Consider the following 18,504-nt stretch of genomic DNA (forward strand, 5'->3'; position numbering starts at 1 on the left):
CACTGCTGCCTCAACTTGTCGGGTCTGAAACCAATGGCTCGCCCGAAGGCCCGCAATCACTGCGGCCCTCCCTGAAACGCCGCTATCTTCAGCGCACCACGAATTCCGCGTGCAACGCTCCGGCGGCCTTGATCGCCTTGAGGATATCGATCATGTCGCGCGGTGCCACGCCCAGCGCATTCAGACCCGCCACCACCTCGGACAGCGAAGTTCCGTCGGGCACTTCGGCAAGGTTGATGCCGGGTTCTTCCTCGATCTCGGCTCTGGTCCGTGGCACGATGACCGTCTCGCCTTCCGCGAAGGGGTTCGGCTGAACGGCGACGGGTGCCTCCTCGATCCGCAGCGTCAAGTTGCCCTGGCTGACCGCCACCCGGGATATGCGCACATCTTCGCCCATGACGATCGTGCCGGACCGCTGGTCCACGACAACGCGGGCCTTGCGCTCCGGCTCGACGAGGATGTTCTCGATCCGGCCCAGCGCATGCGCCGTCGACCGTGCCCCGGTCGATCCGATATCCAGCCGGACCGTGCCGGAATCCAGCATCAGCGCCACTTGCCGGCCGAAAGCCTGGTTGATCGCACGTTCGATCCGCGCGGCGGTGGTGAAATCGGGCTCTCTGAGGGCCAACCGCATGACCTCGAGCGAGGCCAGATCGAAATCGACCTCGCGTTCGATGCGGGCGCCTGCCGGGATCACGCCCGCGGTCGGCACGCCGAAGGTGACCTGTGCGGCATCGCCCTCGGCCTTGGCCCCGCCGGAGATGACGGTGCCCTGCGCAACGGCGTAGATATCTCCGTCGGCGGCATTGAGCGGCGTCATGATCAGCGTGCCGCCCAAGAGGCTCTTGGCGTCGCCGATGGCCGAGACGGTCACGTCGATCATGCTTCCTGACCGGGCAAAGGGCGGAAGCGTGGCGGTGACGAAGACGGCGGCCACGTTCTTCGGCCGGAACTGCTCACCGGTGACGTTGACCCCCAGCCGCTCGAGAATGTTGGTCATGATCTCTTCGGTAAAGGGCGCGTTTCGCAGACCGTCGCCGCTGCCGTCAAGCCCGACGACGAGGCCGTAACCCACAAGATCATTGCCGCGCACACCGTCGAATTCGACAAGGTCCTTGAGCCGGATCGGGCTGGCCGCCGCAAGTGCGGGCTGAAGAATCAGAACCAGTGAGATGAATAGGCTGCGCAGCACGGGGTTCACCTCATGAAATCCAGCAGCGACAGGCGCGAGGCGCGCACCGTCACCGCATAAAGCGTTTCGATCTGGGTCTGCACCTGCTCCAGCCGCGTGGCGGCCTCGTAGGGCTCGACGCCGAGCAACGCATTGCGCGACATTTCCAGCGTCAAGGCAGCGGTTTCATTGCGGACCTTGTTCTCTTCGATCCGCGACTGGACAAGGCCCAGCCCGGCGATGGTGTCGGTCAGCTCGGGCTGAAGCTCGATTAGGTCGGTGCCAGCCTGGGTCACCAGCGCCTGCTGAAGATTCGGGGCGAATGCCAGCGTCTCATCCCCAGCCAGCGCCGCCAACGCGGTGGCCTTCATCACATCGCGGAACACTTGGTCATCGGCTCGGATCGACAGGCCGACGCGGACGTCCTCGGACAATTGCAGGGGCGTGCCGTCGGTGTCGGACCCGACATAGCCCATGGTCGCGAACCCGCCGGCGGGGTCGTCAAACCAGGTGTCGAGGGCGTCCTCTATGCCGGTCAGCGTCACCTCGCCCGCCACCGCAGCGCGTAGCGAGGTCAACATGTCGGAACTGTCCGCAAGGGCGGCGGTGTCATAGGCGGCGCCGGCGAAAAGGCTGCGGTCGGCGGCGCTGGTATTGAACTTGCCGATGATGGTGCGAAACGCGTTCTCGGCATCTTCGGAGACAGTTGCCAGCCCCTGATGCGCACCGGACTGCGCCGCCAGCAGGAGACCGGCAGAGAGATCGGAGGACACCTCCTGCACCACGCCCAGCGCGCCCTGCATGGCAATCGTCATGGTATCGGCTTCGGTGATGGCAAAGCGGTAGGTTTCGAGCAGCGTCAGGCTGCGCTCGATGTCGCCGAGGTGCGCGTAGTCGCCCGACAGATGGCTGCGCGTATCGGCGGCCAGGCCGGTGGTCAATTCGACCTGAAGTCGCTGCGATTCGGCTTTGAGGTCAGCCTGGGTATGGCGCATGACGAAGCTGCGCGAGAGGTCGCCGATCGTGGTCAGGTTCATCAGGTGATCCTCAGCAGGACGTCGAGCATCTCATCGACGGTTTTCAGGACTTGGGCGTTGGCCGTATAGGCCTTTTCGATCTGCATCAGCTTCTGCAGCTCGGTGTCGGTATCGACACCGGTGCGCAGTTTCTGCTCGGTCAACTCCGCGCTGCGGGCGGCGGAATAGCTGAGCCGCGCCTCGCTGCGCGACAGATCGGAGCCGATGCCGGTAAGCAAGGTCGCGGTCAGGCCAGCCATGTCGACGGACATACCGGTCTGGCTGCCGGAGGCGACGGGGCGGTCCTCGCCCAACCGGTCGATCATGCCGAGCAGAAGGGTGCCGTTGCCCGAAGGCCCTTCGGCGCCGGCGTAGAGACCATCCCGCAACCGCCAGAGCGCGCCGCCGGCGTCCGGATCGACCTGCCCGTTGATCGCCAACCGGCGTGACAACCCGACCTCGTCGGCAGGGTTGAAGGCGGTGCCGCCGTCGGTGAACAGACCGGCCGCGCCGGCGCCTATCGTGGGGTCGAGCCCGCTATCCTGAAAGCGTTCCACAAGGTCGCGGGCCAGGGCGTCGACCTCTGCCTGATAGCCGACCAGCGTCTCGTCGCGCAATTCGAACAGTGCGGCAAGGCTGCCGCCACGGATGCGGCTGTCGTCGGATCCGAGCGGGTTATCGAAGCCATCGATGGTCAGACCCGACAACAGCCCGTTCTGCGCGGTCATGAATTCGGTAACCAGGCCTTGCGGCGTGAATTCGATTTGGGCAGCGCGACCCTCAAGCAGCACGGCACCGGAGGTGGTGACCAGCGCCACAGCCCCATGATCGCGCGGCATGACCCGCACCGGCACGATCTTGGCAACCTTGTCGATGGTTTCCTGCCGCAAGTCATAAAGCGCCTGCGGGTTCTCGCCGTTTTTCTCTGCGGCTGCGATGCGCGCGCCGATATCCTCGAGGTTCGAGAGGTGGCCGTTGAGGTCGCTCACCATCCGGCCAATGTCGGCGTCAATCTCGGAGCGCAGGGCCTGAAGTCCGGATGACGCGCTGCCAAAAGCGGTCACCAGGTTGTGCGCGCTGGAAAGGACATCCGCCTGCCGGTTGGCAAGGTCGGGACGCGCAGCCGCCGTGACCAGCGCGCCTTCGAACCGGTTCATCAGACCCGAGAGCGAGCCGGCCTCGTCGGGCGAGCCGAACAGACGCTCCGTCCGCGTCAGGAAGCCGGTGGCCACATCGAGCTCGGCAGTACCGGATTGCGCGCGCCGCCATTCGTCCAGCAGCGGCGCGTTCACCTCGCGGGTGACCGCGTCGATGGTGATCCCGCCCGACGCACCGTTGATGCGGGACGAGACCTCGAGGTTCCGGGTTGCGTAGTTTTCGTTGGTCGAGTTCGCCAGATTTGACGACACCAGCTCGGCCGCCATCGACGCGGCGCGCAAGCCCGACAGGGCGTTTGTAATGGACCCGGTAAAGGACATCTGTCACCTCGGTTCCGGCGCGAGCGCCTTAGCGTTTGATGTTGGTGGTTTCCTGAAGCATCTCATCGACGGTCTGGATCACCTTGGCATTCGACGAATAGGCCCGCTGGGTCTGGATCATCGACGTCAGCTCGGTCGCGACGTCGGTCGTCGATTCCTCGCGGGCGAAGGACTTCACGTCGCCGGTCGGGCCGTCACCGGCATCCCACAGGAAGAAGGATCCGCTGGTTGGCGAAATGCGATAGGTCTGCGCGTCCAGCGCGGTCAGCCCATTCGGATTGGGCATGTCGACCAGCGGGATCTGATACAGCCGCTCGGTCACGCCGCTGTCATAGATCGCGTAGACATAGCCGTTCTCGTCGACCTCGACCGAGGTCATGTTGCCGACCGGCGATCCGTCCTTGGTGATCGAAATCGGTGCGAAGCTGTCGGACAGTTGCGACAGGCCCTGGTTCTCACCTACCGCGCCGATGTCGAATGAGATCGGGCCACCCTCCACGTTGACGACCACTTCGCCGGTCAGGGGGTCATAGGTGCCGCCCGTATTGGTGACGACAGAGGCAATCGTTCCGCCTGAGGTCCGGCTGTCGTCAAAGGTCACCACGTATTCGCCGATCACCGCGCCGTTCTGCGCGGAATCGGTCATGGTGATCGTCCATTCGTTCGACGATCCGCTGGCCGGCACGGTCGGCGTGAAGGCCATGGCGACGGTCTGCGAGGTACCGAGGTTGTCGTAGTATTCGATCGACAGGTTATAGGGGTCGCCAGAGCCGCCCGCGATGGTCTGGGTTGCCGGCAGGTTCAGGCTGATGTCGACCCGGGTGGTGGGGTCGCCGACAAGGCTCTGCGCGAAACGGATCGGCACAAGCGCATCGGCGGTATCGCGTGAATAGGACGGTATCGAACCGTCGGGATTTGCCGGCCAGCCCATCAACACGAGTTCGGACGGCGTTGCCAGATAGCCATCTTCATCGATGCGGAACGATCCGGTTGTGGCAAGCAGCATTTCGGGCTCGCTGCCCGGTGCCCGCACCTCTGCAGCGCTGGTCACGGGAAACATGCCGCGCCCGCGCACCGCAAGGTCGGTCGGGTTCGACGTGGTGATCAGCGACCCGCTCTGATCGACCATCCTCTGTGTGCTGGTGCGCACGCCGCCGGCGGTATAGCTTCGGTTCGACTGGCCCAGCACCAGCGAATGAAAGTCGGTTTCCATCCGTTTGTAGCCGTAGGTCGAGGCATTCGCGATATTGTCGGAGATCGTGGCCAACCGGGTGGCATTCGCGGTCAACCCGGCCACCCCGGCATTCAAGGAAGAGGAAATCGTCATGGACACGCCTTTCTGCTGCATCGCTTCATCTGCATGCAACAGATAGACGGGCGCCCTTAACGCCCGCCTAACAGCTAAAATCTGCCCTAGTTTGGCTGGCGCAGGAAGATCACCTCCAGCCGCGAGTTGCGCAGCGCCAGGGGGTTGTCCACCGCCAGCTCACGGTCGGCATGTCCGGTCACTCGCGCCATGTCCGTGCTCGACATGCCCTCGAGTTCCAGCAACCCGCGAAAGGTCTGCGCACGCGCGACCGACACGTCCCAGACGACGTTCTCACGTACCACGATGGGGCTCGTGGGCACGTGGCCTTCTATGGCGACGGGGTTGTCGACGGTGCGGGCGGCCTCGGCCAAGGCATCCGCCAGCACCGCAAGCACCTCGGTCGGATGGCCGGCGTCGTCGAACAGCCGACTGTCATCAAGTTCGAACAATTCGACCACCAGGCCTTCGTCGGTTGTTTTCAGGACCACGTGCTTCAGCGTATTTTCCATGACAAGGCTTTCGCCTCCGGTGCCAAACAGGGCCTCTTCGATGATCTTGGCCTGTTCCTGAAACCTGTCGGCCTCGCCGGAACTGCCCTCGTCCTGGCCCGCGGTGCCGCCGGATTGCTGATGCGCTGTCGTATGCAGGCTGGTCGCGCCGGTGCCGTTCTGTGCCTTGATCTGCTGGGACATCACGCTGTCGCCGTTCAGCGGGCCTGCGCCGCCGCCCGATACCCTCACCAGCGGGATGGTCGGTGCGAAGAAGTCCGCAATGCCTTTTCTCTGTTCTTCAGTTGTCGCGTTCAACAGCCACATCAAAAGGAAGAACGCCATCATGGCGGTCACGAAGTCCGCATAAGCGACCTTCCAGGCACCACCATGGTGCCCGTCGCCGCCAACGACCTTTTTCCTTTTGATGATAACCGGCGCGACGTTTCCGTCAGCTGCCATGATCTCACCACCTATTTCACCCAAGGTCTTGATAACAGAGCGGCTGTTACCGCGGACTTAACATCTAAGATTGCGCCTTTTTCACGCTTTGGCTTCACCGTTCGGATTTTGCCACATTGGCGGGCTTTCGCCGGTCCGGCGATGGACTTGCCCCGAGGTTGCCCTTAACACTTCTGCGGAGGATCAGGGACAGGGCGATGTCATGCCGAATACCATGCGAGCCACGCTGAAAGGCAGCGTTACGGCACTGGCTGTCGGGATGATGGCGTTCAGCGGACCGTCCGCTATCGCCGAAGGTGTCCCGTCGTACAATCTGTACGGCGCGCCCGGCCTGATCGACATGCCCACCGGCACCGCCGCACCCGAAGCCACGCTGTCGTTCACGGGCGGTCATGCCGGCGATCAGACGCGGTTGACCGCAAGCTTCCAGATAACCCCAAGGCTGTCGGGCAGCTTCCGTTATTCGCGAATCGACAACCTGCCCATCGAAGGCGCGGTCGACGGGGTCTATTACGACCGCAGTTTCGACATCCGCTACCAGGTGCTGCACGAATCCGACCTGATGCCGGGTGTCACCGTTGGACTTCAGGATTTTGCCGGTACCGGGCTTTTCTCGGGCGAATACATTGTCGCCACCAAGGAAGTCGCGCCGGGCCTGCAGGTCACCGGCGGCATCGGCTGGGGCCGGCTGGGATCGCGTAACCCGATCGGCGGCTTCGGCGAGCGGCCGGATGACGATATCGGCCGCGGCGGCGTGCCAAGCTTCGAGCGCTGGTTCCGCGGCGATGCGGCGGCCTTCGGCGGGGTCAGCTACGCACCCACTCGCAACCTGTCATTCTCGGTCGAATATTCCTCGGATCGTTATGCCGTGGAAAGCCGGTTCGGTGAGCATGAAGACGATTCGCCGTGGAACTTCGGCGTCGATTACCGCTTTGACAACGGTGCGCAACTGTCGCTCTACCATGCCCACGGCAACACCGTCGGCGCACAGCTCAGCTTTCACACCAACCTGAAGGAAGCCCCGACACCGGGCGGTTCGGAATCCGCACCGCTCCCGGTCAAGCGGCGTGTGCCGGGGGCGCGGCAGGATCTGGGCTGGGTGGACGCCGGACCCGAAAGTTACCGGCGCTTGCTCGACAAGGCGATGACCAAGGACGGGCTGGTGCTGGCCGGTCTGTCGCTGGAACCGACCCGCGCCACCGTCCGCCTGCGCAACCCGAAGTACGGACAGGTGCCGCAGGCCGTTGGGCGCACCGCACGGGCGATGACCCGCAACCTGCCCGCTTCGGTCGAAACCTTCGTGATCGTGCCGGTAGTGAATGGCATGGCTTTGTCGGCCCTGACCTTCCGCCGCTCGGACCTCGAGGCGCTGGAGCATGAGGACAACGCCGAGATCCTCGCCCGGACGCAGATATCCGATGGCTTCCGGTTGGCGCCTTCAGCCTTCGATGATCAATATCCGAGGTTCGGCTGGGCGATCCTGCCCGACTTGGACATCAGCGCATTCGACCCGCAAGAGCCACTTCGCGTCGGTCTGGGCGTGCGGGCGCAGGCCCAGTACCGGCCAACCGCCAATCTGCTGGTGTCCGGGTCGGTCATCAAGAACCTTGCCGGCAATCTCGACGATATCGACCGCGAGACATCGTCGCCGCTGCCCAGGGTGCGCACGGACGGACCGAAATATCTGGCCGAAGGCGATCCCGCCGTCGAGCACCTGACCCTGACCCATTTCGGACGCCCCGCGCCTGAAACCTACAGCCGGGTGACAGCAGGCTACCTTGAATCGATGTACGCCGGTGTCTCGGGCGAATTGCTGTGGAAACCTGTCGACAGCCGTCTCGCGCTGGGCGCCGAGATCAACTTCGTCAAGCCGCGTGACTTCGACGGCGGTTTCGGCCTGCGGTCCTCGGATACGGCAACCGGCACCATCCCCGACTTCAACGGCCACGTCTCGGCCTATTACGATTTCGGCAACGGCTTCCACGGACAGCTGGATGTCGGTCGCTACCTGGCCGGCGATTACGGGGCCACCGTTTCGGTCGACCGCGAATTCGTCAACGGCTGGCGGGTCGGGGCCTATGCGACGCTGACCGACGTTCCGTTCGAGGATTTCGGCGAAGGCTCGTTCGACAAGGGCATCCGGATCACCATTCCGGTTGGCACCGTCTCGGCCCAGCCGTCGACCGGACGCAGCACGTTGGCGCTGCAATCGCTGACCCGCGACGGCGGCGCCCGGTTGCACGTGAACGACCGGCTGTACGAACAGGTGCGCAGCTATCATCAGCCCGAAATGGCCAAGACGTGGGGCAGGTTCTGGAGATGAGCGTGACTTCGAAGACCCGGTCCCTTGGACGTGCGACGCTGGCAGCAGTGGGCTTTGCCGGTCTGCTGTCCGGCTGCACCAGCGGCGAGGACTATACCGATACCCTGGCAATCGGCCGCAGCGTGCTGGACAGGACCCTCTCGCGCGGCGAAACCGTCGGTCCGCAGCGTGTCACGCCGGAGCAGTTGCAGCGGGTCGCCGCCACGACCGATCTGCCGATCGTGTTGATCGACTTTTCCAACAGCGGGTCCAGCGCGGCCCTTCTCGAGATCGAGCGCAGCGGCAACATCCGGGTCTATGCCACCTCGGCGCGGCAGACGGTTGCACTGCAAAACGGCCTTGCGCGCGGCACCCGCGGGCTAGGTGGCGACCTGATGTCGGCTGATCTCGGGTCCCTTCCCGCCCTGATCGCGGCACGGCGGGGCGGCACCACGACACGCGAGCTGCGTTTCCTGAATGGCGAGGAGATAACCGAGCGGCTGCGCTTCACCTGTTCGGTCCAAGCGGCACCCACGGGTGGCGGGTTGACCGCGATGACGGAAACCTGCACTCAGCAGAACGGACCGGAGCGCTTTACCAACACCTATCAGGTGGACACTCGCGGGCGGGTCGTCGCCTCACGCCAGTGGTTCGGTTCGCTTCAAGGCTATGCTACCATCCGGCAAATCCGCTTCTGATTTCGTAAGGCGCGGCGCTTAGCCTGCGCTCGCGCCCTCTTCGCTGCGCGCGCCCTCGATTTCGGACAGCGCAACCGCGTCCTCAAGGCGCCGCTCGACCCAGCGCTCCGCAATCTGGCTGACGGTGGTGCTGTCGTGCATCTCGATGGCCTTGCGCAGGTCCTGCAACACGTTCGCCATCTCCAACTCGGACAAGTGCCCCTCCTGCGCGCGCAGGATTTTCGGATGCGGCGTGGTCAGCATGTCGGTCCCGATCAGCAGCTCTTCCTCAAGCTTTTCGCCGGGGCGCAGACCGGTAAACAGGATCTCGATATCGCCCGAAGGATTGGCGGCGTCGCGCACCGTGTAGCCCGAGTTCTGGATCATCTTCCGCGCCACCTGCCAGATCGAAATCGGCTTGCCCATGTCGAGCACGAAGACATCCCCCCCGCGCGAGAACGAGCCGGCCAGCAGGACCAGCCGCACCGCTTCGCTGACGGTCATGAAATATCGGGTGACGTCGGAATGGGTCACCGTGACCGGCCCGCCCCGCGCGATCTGATCCTGAAACAGCGGGATGACCGATCCGGACGAGCCCAGCACGTTGCCGAAACGCACCATGGAATAAAGCGTCTTGCCCGAGCGCGTCGAGAGGTCCTGCACCAACATCTCGGCCAGCCGCTTCGACACGCCGAGAACACTGGTCGGCCGCACCGCCTTGTCCGTCGAGATCAGGATGAAGCGTTCGGCCTCGTACTTGCGCGCGGCATTTGCAACGACACGCGTGCCCAGCACGTTGTTGCGCATCCCCTCGATGTCGTTGGTTTCCAGCAGCGGCAGGTGCTTGTAGGCTGCGGCATGCAGCACCACGTCAATCGCGTGTTCGCGGAACACCCGCTCCACCAGCTGCGGTTCGCAGATCGAGCCGAGGATCGACACGATCTCGACGTCATGCTGGATCGCATGCAGTTTGCGGTGGATGTTATAAAGCATCAGCTCCGAGTGATCGAAAAGGATCAGCTTGGACGGCTGGCACATGGCGATCTGACGGCACAGCTCGGACCCGATCGACCCGCCGGCGCCGGTGACCAGCACGCATTTGCCTTCGTAAGCGTCGCTCACCCCGGGCAATTCCGCTTCAAGGTGGTTGCGCCCCAGCAGCTTCGAGAAATCCAGTGGCTTGGTCAGGGTCCGCGCGCCCTGGTTCAGAAGCATCTGCGCAAACGACGGCATGATATGGACTTCACAGGGCAGATGACTGAGTTGCCGGGCGATGCGCGCCTTGTCGGCCTCGCTGGCCGAGGGCATCGCAAGAATGATCCTGTCCACACCCTGGTTTTCAACCATGGTCTCGAGACGGGCGGGCGGGTGCACCTTGTTGCCCGCGATGGTCAGCCCGTGCATTGCCGGGTTGTCGTCGACAAAACCCACCAGCGACAGTTCGATATCGGTCAGCAGCGCCGAGGCCAGCTGCTGCCCGGTCCGCCCTGCCCCATAGATCATCACCCGCTTCAGCGCCTTGCCGCGCCGATAGATCCGGATCACCACCTCGCGCAGGATCAGCCGCGACCCGGCCGAGGAAATCAGCAGGATCATCGAGGCGATCACGAACAGCTGCGGCGAAATCCGCGCACCGTAGGCAAGGCTGACCAGAAGCCCAGCCACCCCGGTCGCCGCCGCCATGAATGCGGTCTGCAAAACACCCTTAAGCTCATAGGCGATCAGCTTGGTCCGGTGCAGGTCGAAATACAGGATAACCGCCAGCGCCACCGGGATCATTCCAGCCAGATAAGGCAGGCTGGCCCGCAGCACGTGTGCTGTAGGCATCTGTCCGATCAGCAGCGAATTCGACGCAACGAAAGAGAACGAGACGAGAAAGACGTCGATGGCGGCTATGACGGCTGCCTTTTGCCCACGGCTCATGCGTACCAGAATTCCGTGCAGCATCTACGTCTACCTCGTCTGACAGGCCGGCCGATATCGGCGTCCAAAGGCCGTGTGGCGACCTGTCACGCCAATCTTTGCAGTTTCTTCACACGGCACTGTCCTTGCCACAGACGGCGCTCATTTCGAAAAATTATCTGTCCCTATGGCGGGTTTCCGCCCAAATTTCCAGCGGTTGGACCGTCAACGGCGTCTGCGCAGGGGCACAGCGCGCAAAACCGTAGCCAGCATGAGCCGGAAATCATAGCACAGCGACTGGTTGTGCGCGTAAACCAGGTCCAGCTGTGCCTTTCTCGGCACGCAGCGCCGCGCATAGACCGAATCAGTCTCTTCCGGGGTGCTGCATCGCGCCAGCAACTGCTCCTCGCGGCGATGAAAGGCCAACGTGGCAAGCCCGGTAACGCCGGGACGCGACTTCAGAACCTCGGCATAGACCTCGGGGAACCGCTCGACGTACATGCGCAGCGGCGGGCGCGGTCCGACGAAGCTCAGATCGCCGCGCAGGATGTTCAGCAGTTGCGGAAGCTCATCCAGCCGCGTGGCGCGCAGGAAACGGCCCGTTCGGGTGACCCGCGCCGACTTGTCTCCGCCCGACACGCCGGAATTCTCCTGCGACTGGCGCATGGTGCGGAACTTGTAGAGCGCGAAGGCCTCGTCCGGGGTCTTCATCCGCTCGGACACATAGAGCACCGGCCGCCCGTCCCGCAGCAGGATCACCAGCGCCACGCCAAGGATAAGCGGGCTCAGCACAACCGCGAGCAGCAGCGCGATGACGATATCGAAAATGCGTTTCTGAAGCGTCATGCACCCTCTCCGTAACGCCGCCACTGAGCAACCAATTCCGCTGCCTCCGCGCTGTCCGTACCGGGATCGACCAGCCCCAGCAGGCGTGTCACATCCAGCGCCATCACCGGCAAGGCACCCTCGGGCGCAGGCTGCCAGTTGAACGCGCGTCCGGCGGCGCGGACGATGTCTTCCATCGCGACAGGGTCACGTCCCCCGACATTCAGCACGCCGGGCAGCTGGTCCACCGGCAGCCGCATCAGACCCTCGAGTATCCACGCCAAGGCACGCGGCGTGATATAGCTGCGTTTCGGGCCGCTGCCATCGGCAAACCGGTCCAGCTGCAACGGCTCAGGCTTAGAAAGAGAGTCGAACAACCCCCCTGCCCCGGCGACATTGCCGATCCGCAGGCAGACCGGTTTGGGCTCGGCACGCGCGAGCGCCTGTTCCATTCGCAGCTTCGCCTCGCCATAATCATTGCGCGGCAGGCACGGGTCTGTTTCGGTCAACCTTTCGTCCGACGGCGCATAGACCGCGGCGGACGACGCGTGAAAAACCCGGTCCGCGCCGCAGTGACGCGCAGCGCGTTGCGCCTCTTGTGCCAGCGCGGCGTTACGGGCCAGCAGGTCAGGCAAGCCGCCCACCACCCCCCACAGCGCGAGAACGGATTTGCACTGTGGCAACGACTCCACAGAAGCGCCTTCCTGCCAGACAATGTCGACACCCGGCGCAGCGCGCCGTCCGACCCAATGAAAGTGCATGTTTTGCGGCGGTTTTTCCGCCCAGACATGGCGCAGCATCCGCGCCGTCCGGCCAGTGGCGCCCAGCACGAGGACACTTATCTTCTGATCGTCGGGTGACACGCGGGCAAACCATCTGAATTATTGAATTCCCGGTCTGTCTATCACCGCAAAGAGCGGCTAGAAAGTTGGTGGACCTAGCGTTGATGATCGGGGGATGTCTTCGTGTCGATTATGTTGCGGCTGATTGCCGTTGTCTTGATGTTCGCCGTCGCCGGCTGCGGTAACCTGCCGCGCGGGGCTGCGCTACAGCGCGAAGTCACCCGTGAAGCCGGCACCGAGGACGCGCAATTCGACCTTGTCCCCGTCACCCGCGCCAACGCCGCGCTGATCGCCGACTGGCCGGTGACCGGCTGGACCGGCTCGTTCCACTGGATCAAGGCCAGCCGTGGCCCGCAAAGCCAGGTGCTGCGCGTCGGCGACCGCGTCGACATGCGGATCTGGGACGCACAGGAAAACTCGCTGCTGACGCCCATCGGATCGAATACCACCACAATGGAAGGTCTCGTCGTTTCCGCCGACGGGACGGTTTTCGTGCCCTATGTCGGTGACGTTGTCGTCAACGGGCTTACCGCCGACGGCGCGCGCAAGCGCATCCAGTTCGAGCTGGCCCCCATCGCCCCGGACGCGCAGGTCCAGCTGACCTCGTCCGCCGGCGTCGGCAATTCGGTCTCGGTCGTGGGCGGCGTTGCCAGCCCCGGGGCCTTTCCGCTGCCTAATCGCGATACGTCGATCCTCAACATCATCGCCCTTGCAGGCGGAATTCGCGACGGTCTGCGCAATCCCATCGTCTCGTTGCAGCGGGGCGACCGGACCTACTCCATACCGGCCAAGGATCTTTTCGCAAGCCCGGCCAAGAACACGCGCCTGCACGGCGACGACAAGATTATCGTGCAACAGGACGAACGCGTCTTCACCGCGCTTGGCGCATCCGGGTCGGAACAGCTGATCCACTTCCCCAAGGAATACGTCACCGCGCTTGAGGCGATGTCACTGATGGGCGGGCTGGACGACAACCGCGCCGATCCTCAGGGCATCCTCGTCCTGCGCGAATACCCTGCCTCCGCCGTGGTGGCCGAGCCGAAGAATGGCCCCAACCATCAACAGGTGATCTTTTCGCTCGATCTGACATCGGCCGATGGCTTGTTCGCGGCGCGGAATTTCCTGATAAACCCGAATGATACCGTTCTGGCAACCGAGTCGCCCGTCGTCGCAATTCGGACAATCCTGTCCCTGTTCGGCGCAGCTCTCGGCACCACGGCCCAGGTGGCCTCGACCGCCCGGACCGTTTCCAACTAGTTCACCGCACGACTGCCTCCGGCGCGACGTGCCTGAGGAGCTGATATCGTGCGCACGCGCTCTTTTCTGGCGGACAACGCGCCCTGGTTGGCTGCCGGGGCGCTTCTGGCGTTCCTGTCGAGCTTCGGGCAGACCTTCTTCATTTCGCTCTTCGCCGGTGAAATCCGTGCCGAGTTTGGGCTGAGCCACGGCCAGTGGGGCGGAATCTACTCGCTCGGCACCACGCTGTCGGCTGCGGTGATGGTCTGGGCCGGCGGGCTGACCGATCTGTTCCGCGCCCGGGTCTTGGGCTCCGTCGTGCTGGTGATGCTGGCCTTCGCCTGCCTGTCGATGGCGGTGTCTACGGTCTGGCTGCTGCCCGCCGTGATCTTCGCGCTGCGGCTGACCGGACAGGGGATGACGGTGCATATCTCGGCGGTTGCCATGGCGCGCTGGTTCGTGGCCTCGCGCGGCAAGGCCCTGTCGATCGCGCACCTTGGGTTTTCCGTAGGCGAAGCCTTCCTGCCGTTCATCTTCGTCGCCCTGCTGGCGATCTGGGACTGGCGGATGCTGTGGATCCTCTCGGCGGGTATCGCCATGGCCGGGATACCGATCCTGCTGCTGCTTCTGCGCACCGAACGCACGCCGCAAAGCCTTGCGCAAAGCGGCCAGAGCACCGGGATGGGCGGCCGTCACTGGACCCGTGGCCAGACACTGCGCACCCAGCTGTTCTGGTTCATGATCCCCGCCCTTCTGGGACCGTCCGCCTTCAACACCGCCTTTTTCTTTCAGCAGGTCCACTTCGCCGAGGTCAAGGGGTGGGCGCATCTCGACCTTGTGGCGCTGTTTCCCGTCTACACCGGCATCAGCGTGATCTCGATGATCGCCTCGGGCTGGCTGCTCGACCGGACCGGCACCGCGCGGCTGATCCCGTTCTACCAACTGCCGATGGTCGCAGCCTTCGTGGCCTTCGCCATCGCCGGTTCACCGGCGTCGGCGCTGATCGGTTTCCTGTTCCTCGCGCTGACCACCGGTGCCAATGCCACCCTGCCCAATGCCTTCTGGGCCGAATTCTACGGCACCGCTCACCTTGGCGCGATCAAGGCGATGGCCGCAGCCGTCATGGTGCTGGGCTCGGCGCTGGGTCCGGGGCTGACGGGGCTGTTGATCGACCTGGGTGTTGGCATCGAATCCCAGTATCTGGGCGTCGCGGCCTTTTTCGTCTTCACCACGGTGATGATGATGATCGGCGTCGGCCGTGCCCGCGCGCGCCTTACCGTCGCCGCCTGAGATAGACGTAGAACGCCCCGTGGCCACCGTGTTTCAGATGCGCCTCGCTGATCTGCAACACCAACGGTGCCAGTGGCGCCATCCGCAGCCATTGCGGCACCTGATGGCGTAGCACGCCCTGCCGCTGCGGGATCGGGCCGCCATCGTCCTTGACCTTGCCCTTGCCGGTAATCACCAGCACCAGCCGAAGGTCCTGCGCCGCCGCCCGCTGGATGAAACCGATCAGCGCCGGATGCGCCCGGTCCAGCGTCATGCCGTGCAGGTCGATGCGCGCCTCGGGTTTCAGCTTGCCGCGCTTCAGCCGGTGAAACGCCTTCTTGTCCATCGCCGGCGGCTCGGCTGCCAGCCTGTCGGACAGCGACGGTTGCAGCTTGTGCCGCGCCGGCGGGCCAGAGGCCTTTTCACCAATGCGGAACTTGGAAATCTCGGCCTTGGCCTTCGGCTTCGCGGGTGCGGGCGTCTTCGGATCCGGCCTCGGCGCGGCGGCTGGGCGCTTCTTGTGCATCGGAATGGCGGTCTTCGCCACCTGCCCCCACAATTCCGCCTCGTCCGGTCGCAAGCCACGCTTGCGTTTCATTGCACCGATTCCGGCAGCAGCGCATAGGCCCGCTGGATCGGCATCAGCACCAGCATTCGCCCCGGATCGCGCAGCCGTCCGGCCAGTTGGCCGGCCTTGTCCCCGGTGCCAAAGAATATGTCCGCGCGTTGTGCGCCCTTGATGGCCGAACCGGTATCCTGCGCCACCATCAGCCGCCGCATCGGGTCTGCGCCGTCCTTTTCGATCCAGACCGGAGAGCCGAGGCGCACGATCGACGGGTCCACCGCGATCGACCGCATCGTGGTGATCGACCGGTTCATCGCCCCGAGCGGCCCCTTGTCGGCCGGCACCTCCGAAACCTCGCGGAAAAACACGTAGGACGGGTTGTGATAAAGCAGTTCCTCGCCCACAGGCCCGTTGCGCTTGACCCAGTTCTTGATGACCGCGGCCGAAACCTGGTGCGCGTTATAGACACCGCGACGCACCAACTCCTGCCCGACAGAGCGGTATTCGTGCCCGTTCTTGCCGGCATAGCCCACCCGCACCATCGAGCCGTCATTCATGCGGATACGGCCGGAGCCCTGGATTTGCAGGAAGAACAGTTCCACCGGATCGTCGACCCAGGCGATTTCCAACCCCCGGCCCTCCATGGTGCCCGAGGTCAGGATCTCCTGCCGCGACAGCCACGGCTGGTTGCGCCGCGCCTCGGCGGGCATCCGGTGGACGGGATAGCGAAAGCGCGAGGTCCGCACCCGCGAGCCATCCAGCTCCGGTTCGAAATAGCCGGTGAACAGCATCGGCTGACCGTCCTCGATCAGCACCGGACGAAAGGTCAGTTCAAAGAACGCGCGACCGTCGTCCATGTCATGCGCCAACGCGCACAAGGCTTTCCAGTCCGGCCCGCGCATGTCGCGGCAGGTGTTGCGGAAGACGTGCAGCGCGGCGGTGTGGTCGTCATCCTCCCACCCGTCGAGATCGGAGAAGTCGAGCACCTTGTAGGTGATTTCGGCCATGGCGGGGGGCGCGCTCATCATCAGGCCGATCAAGCCAAGAAGGGCAAGCAACCTCCGCATCGCACCGGGTCACTCATCGGTTGCGACGAGAACCCAGTTCGGGTCGTCAGACCCCATGGTGCGGGCGAAGGTCCAGACGTCCTTCTGTTTCTTGACCTGGCTGGGGCTGCCCTCGATCACCTCGCCCGAACGGTCGCGGACCACCTGGGTCAACTCGCCGATGAACTTCATGGTGATCTCGGCCCGGTCCGAGGCCTTGTCGAAGGAAGCGCCTTGCAGGGTCAGTTCGCGCACGCCGACGAAATCGGCCTCGATGGTCAGGCCCTGCTCCTCGCGCGCCTCGACCACCTCGGCGAAGGTTTCATAGACGTCTTCGGCAAGGAACGGCTTGATCTCGGCCAGATCGCCGCGTTCAAAGCCCATCAGGATCATCTCATAAGCGCCGCGCGCGCCACCCATGAACTCCGAAACGCTGAACGACGGTTCGACACGCTTCATTTCGGTCAGGGCCTGCGCGGTGTCGCTGCCTTCGGGGACATAATCGGTGATGTCGCGATCAGGGCCGCCCTCGATTACCTCGAAGTCGCGCCGCCGGCCGGGTGTCGTGGTGCCCTTGGGCAGCGGAGGCTTCTCGAACCCGTCGCGCGTGCCCAGCACGGACTTCAGCCTCAAGATCAGGAATACGGCGATGCCAGCAAGGACAAGAAGCTGGAGCAGGGGCGAATTCATCGGGACCTCATGACTGGCGCGCTTTGAAAGCGGTTGAACTTGCACTTATGTAAGGCGTGTGTGGGGGCAAGTCCACCGCACGAACCGCAACCCTTCGGGATTACACAAATGTATCTTCTTCTGGCCTTCATCCTCGTTCCCTTGATCGAGATCGGACTGTTCATTCAGGTCGGCGGGGCCATCGGTCTTTGGCCGACCTTGCTGATCGTGATCCTGACTGCGATTGCCGGTACGATGATGGTGCGCCAGCAGGGTCGACACGCGATTGCCAGCCTGCAACGGTCGTTCAACGACCTGCAGGACCCGACGAAACCGCTGGCCGACGGCGCGATGATCCTGTTCTCCGGGGCGCTTCTGCTGACGCCCGGGTTCTTCACCGATGCGGTGGGCTTTGCGCTGCTGCTGCCGCCGGTGCGGCAGGCGGTCTATGACTTCATTCGCAAACGGGTAAAGGTGCAGCGCTTCGAAATGGGCCGCGGTCCGCGCGATCCGCACGCCCCGCATGACCCGCGCCGCCCGCGTGACACGGTGATCGACGCAGAATACACCGAGGTGCCGCCGGAAAACCGCGGATCGGGCAGGCCTTCGGGCTGGAGCGACCATTGAGCCTTGCCCACCAGGCTGGTAAAGCACCGCAAACCCAATTGCGGAGATGACAATGGCCGAGAACGAAACCGAAAACGGCGCAGCGGCACAGACCGAGACGCCGAAACCCCCCAAGATGAACGTGCTGGCGCAATACGTGCGCGATCTGTCGTTCGAAAACATCCTGGCGACCAAGGGCACCTCGGGCGAGGTCCAGCCCGACATGCAGGTGCAGGTCAATCTGGACGCCAAGAAGCGCGCGGCCCCGAACCAATTCGAAGTCACGCTGAAGCTGAAGATCACTTCGAAGTCGAAGAGCAACGAAGACGTGCTTTTCATCCTCGAGATGGACTACACCGGCATCTTCAACATCGAGAACATGCCCGACGATCAGCTGCACCCGTTCCTGCTGATCGAATGCCCGCGGATGATCTTCCCCTTCGCGCGTCGCATCGTCAGCGATATCACCCGCGATGGCGGTTTCCCGCCGGTGAATCTCGAAACCATCGACTTCGTTGCGCTCTATCGCAACGAGATCATGCGCCGGCAGGCCGAGCAGAAGCAGGCCAGCGAAACGGCCAACTGAGACCTCAGGCAAAACCGTAGGCCGGGCTTCAGCCCGGCACCCGCGGTCCCCATCC

17 protein-coding genes are annotated in these 18,504 nt (G+C 64.0%); 6 read left to right on the forward strand and 11 right to left on the reverse strand.

The genetic code is table 11. The features are described from left to right. Positions 1-88: 88 nt before the first annotated feature. The 5 genes from AC04PT_RS05105 to AC04PT_RS05125 form a co-directional block, all read right to left on the reverse strand. Positions 89-1,192, reverse strand: a complete 1,104-nt coding sequence (locus tag AC04PT_RS05105; protein WP_482872489.1) for a flagellar basal body P-ring protein FlgI — start codon at positions 1,190-1,192, stop codon at positions 89-91. Positions 1,193-1,197: 5 nt separating this feature from the next. Further along, the gene (locus tag AC04PT_RS05110) at positions 1,198-2,208 is read right to left on the reverse strand and encodes a flagellin (RefSeq protein ID WP_482872490.1); all 1,011 of its coding nucleotides are present in this window, start codon (positions 2,206-2,208) and stop codon (positions 1,198-1,200) included. After that, positions 2,208-3,665, reverse strand: a complete 1,458-nt coding sequence (gene flgK / locus AC04PT_RS05115; RefSeq protein WP_482872491.1) for a flagellar hook-associated protein FlgK — start codon at positions 3,663-3,665, stop codon at positions 2,208-2,210. The genes AC04PT_RS05110 and flgK overlap by 1 nt, the downstream gene beginning before the upstream one ends. Positions 3,666-3,693: 28 nt before the next feature. Further along, a complete protein-coding gene (locus AC04PT_RS05120) occupies positions 3,694-4,992 on the reverse strand; it encodes a flagellar hook protein FlgE (protein WP_482872492.1) in 1,299 nt (432 codons plus the stop codon). An 86-nt stretch (positions 4,993-5,078) separates the two neighbouring features. Further along, complete coding sequence (locus AC04PT_RS05125; RefSeq protein ID WP_482872493.1) at positions 5,079-5,924, reverse strand: flagellar motor protein MotB; 846 nt, start codon at positions 5,922-5,924, stop codon at positions 5,079-5,081. Positions 5,925-6,126: 202 nt separating this feature from the next. Between AC04PT_RS05125 and AC04PT_RS05130 the strand changes: the two genes are divergently transcribed. Both AC04PT_RS05130 and AC04PT_RS05135 read left to right on the forward strand, forming a co-directional pair. Further along, positions 6,127-8,247, forward strand: a complete 2,121-nt coding sequence (locus tag AC04PT_RS05130) for a YjbH domain-containing protein (RefSeq protein ID WP_482872494.1) — start codon at positions 6,127-6,129, stop codon at positions 8,245-8,247. Continuing rightward, positions 8,244-8,924, forward strand: coding sequence for a YjbF family lipoprotein (locus AC04PT_RS05135; protein WP_482872496.1), 681 nt, complete (start codon positions 8,244-8,246; stop codon positions 8,922-8,924). The genes AC04PT_RS05130 and AC04PT_RS05135 overlap by 4 nt, the downstream gene beginning before the upstream one ends. A gap of 18 nt (positions 8,925-8,942) precedes the next feature. Here the strand turns inward: AC04PT_RS05135 and AC04PT_RS05140 are convergent, their stop codons facing one another. The 3 genes from AC04PT_RS05140 to AC04PT_RS05150 all read right to left on the reverse strand — a co-directional run bounded on the left by AC04PT_RS05140 (position 8,943) and on the right by AC04PT_RS05150 (position 12,493). Next, the gene (locus AC04PT_RS05140; RefSeq protein WP_482872497.1) at positions 8,943-10,850 is read right to left on the reverse strand and encodes a polysaccharide biosynthesis protein; all 1,908 of its coding nucleotides are present in this window, start codon (positions 10,848-10,850) and stop codon (positions 8,943-8,945) included. Positions 10,851-11,030: 180 nt separating this feature from the next. After that, entirely contained in the window at positions 11,031-11,651 is a 621-nt protein-coding gene (locus AC04PT_RS05145; protein ID WP_482872498.1) for a sugar transferase, read from the reverse strand. Continuing rightward, a complete protein-coding gene (locus tag AC04PT_RS05150; protein WP_482872499.1) occupies positions 11,648-12,493 on the reverse strand; it encodes an NAD-dependent epimerase/dehydratase family protein in 846 nt (281 codons plus the stop codon). The genes AC04PT_RS05145 and AC04PT_RS05150 overlap by 4 nt, the downstream gene beginning before the upstream one ends. Positions 12,494-12,604: 111 nt before the next feature. On the opposite strand from AC04PT_RS05150, the gene AC04PT_RS05155 reads away from it, so the two are divergent. Next, positions 12,605-13,729, forward strand: coding sequence for a polysaccharide biosynthesis/export family protein (locus AC04PT_RS05155; RefSeq protein ID WP_482873072.1), 1,125 nt, complete (start codon positions 12,605-12,607; stop codon positions 13,727-13,729). Between the two features lie 48 nt (positions 13,730-13,777). Next, entirely contained in the window at positions 13,778-14,998 is a 1,221-nt protein-coding gene (locus tag AC04PT_RS05160) for an MFS transporter (RefSeq protein ID WP_482872500.1), read from the forward strand. Here the strand turns inward: AC04PT_RS05160 and AC04PT_RS05165 are convergent. Genes AC04PT_RS05165 through AC04PT_RS05175 form a run of 3 tightly spaced genes read right to left on the reverse strand, consistent with a single transcriptional unit; the run spans position 14,982 to position 17,278 of the window. Next, a complete protein-coding gene (locus AC04PT_RS05165; RefSeq protein WP_482872501.1) occupies positions 14,982-15,575 on the reverse strand; it encodes a Smr/MutS family protein in 594 nt (197 codons plus the stop codon). The genes AC04PT_RS05160 and AC04PT_RS05165 overlap by 17 nt on opposite strands. Next, positions 15,572-16,567, reverse strand: coding sequence for a murein transglycosylase A (gene mltA / locus AC04PT_RS05170; RefSeq protein ID WP_482872502.1), 996 nt, complete (start codon positions 16,565-16,567; stop codon positions 15,572-15,574). The genes AC04PT_RS05165 and mltA overlap by 4 nt, the downstream gene beginning before the upstream one ends. A 51-nt stretch (positions 16,568-16,618) precedes the next feature. Further along, the gene (locus AC04PT_RS05175; protein WP_482872503.1) at positions 16,619-17,278 is read right to left on the reverse strand and encodes a Tim44/TimA family putative adaptor protein; all 660 of its coding nucleotides are present in this window, start codon (positions 17,276-17,278) and stop codon (positions 16,619-16,621) included. Between the two features lie 108 nt (positions 17,279-17,386). Between AC04PT_RS05175 and AC04PT_RS05180 the strand changes: the two genes are divergently transcribed. Together AC04PT_RS05180 and secB are read left to right on the forward strand one after the other, a co-directional pair. After that, on the forward strand, positions 17,387-17,884 hold the full coding sequence (locus AC04PT_RS05180) for an FxsA family protein (RefSeq protein WP_482872504.1): 498 nt from the start codon (positions 17,387-17,389) through the stop codon (positions 17,882-17,884). 52 nt (positions 17,885-17,936) lie between these two features. After that, complete coding sequence (gene secB, locus AC04PT_RS05185) at positions 17,937-18,449, forward strand: protein-export chaperone SecB (protein ID WP_482872505.1); 513 nt, start codon at positions 17,937-17,939, stop codon at positions 18,447-18,449. Positions 18,450-18,504: the final 55 nt, after the last annotated feature.

It is taken from the genome of Litorisediminivivens sp. KMU-197, assembly GCF_056858395.1.

Coding starts and splice junctions, on each gene's coding strand:
- mltA (WP_482872502.1), bottom strand. CDS start 16,567: ATGAGCGCGCCCCCCGCCATGGCCGAAATCACCTACAAGGTGCTCGAC.
- AC04PT_RS05155 (WP_482873072.1), top strand. CDS start 12,605: ATGTTGCGGCTGATTGCCGTTGTCTTGATGTTCGCCGTCGCCGGCTGC.
- AC04PT_RS05140 (WP_482872497.1), bottom strand. CDS start 10,850: ATGCTGCACGGAATTCTGGTACGCATGAGCCGTGGGCAAAAGGCAGCC.
- AC04PT_RS05125 (WP_482872493.1), bottom strand. CDS start 5,924: ATGGCAGCTGACGGAAACGTCGCGCCGGTTATCATCAAAAGGAAAAAG.
- AC04PT_RS05130 (WP_482872494.1), top strand. CDS start 6,127: ATGCCGAATACCATGCGAGCCACGCTGAAAGGCAGCGTTACGGCACTG.
- AC04PT_RS05165 (WP_482872501.1), bottom strand. CDS start 15,575: ATGAAACGCAAGCGTGGCTTGCGACCGGACGAGGCGGAATTGTGGGGG.
- AC04PT_RS05180 (WP_482872504.1), top strand. CDS start 17,387: ATGTATCTTCTTCTGGCCTTCATCCTCGTTCCCTTGATCGAGATCGGA.
- AC04PT_RS05175 (WP_482872503.1), bottom strand. CDS start 17,278: ATGAATTCGCCCCTGCTCCAGCTTCTTGTCCTTGCTGGCATCGCCGTA.
- secB (WP_482872505.1), top strand. CDS start 17,937: ATGGCCGAGAACGAAACCGAAAACGGCGCAGCGGCACAGACCGAGACG.
- AC04PT_RS05145 (WP_482872498.1), bottom strand. CDS start 11,651: ATGACGCTTCAGAAACGCATTTTCGATATCGTCATCGCGCTGCTGCTC.
- AC04PT_RS05120 (WP_482872492.1), bottom strand. CDS start 4,992: ATGACGATTTCCTCTTCCTTGAATGCCGGGGTGGCCGGGTTGACCGCG.
- AC04PT_RS05110 (WP_482872490.1), bottom strand. CDS start 2,208: ATGAACCTGACCACGATCGGCGACCTCTCGCGCAGCTTCGTCATGCGC.
- flgK (WP_482872491.1), bottom strand. CDS start 3,665: ATGTCCTTTACCGGGTCCATTACAAACGCCCTGTCGGGCTTGCGCGCC.
- AC04PT_RS05135 (WP_482872496.1), top strand. CDS start 8,244: ATGAGCGTGACTTCGAAGACCCGGTCCCTTGGACGTGCGACGCTGGCA.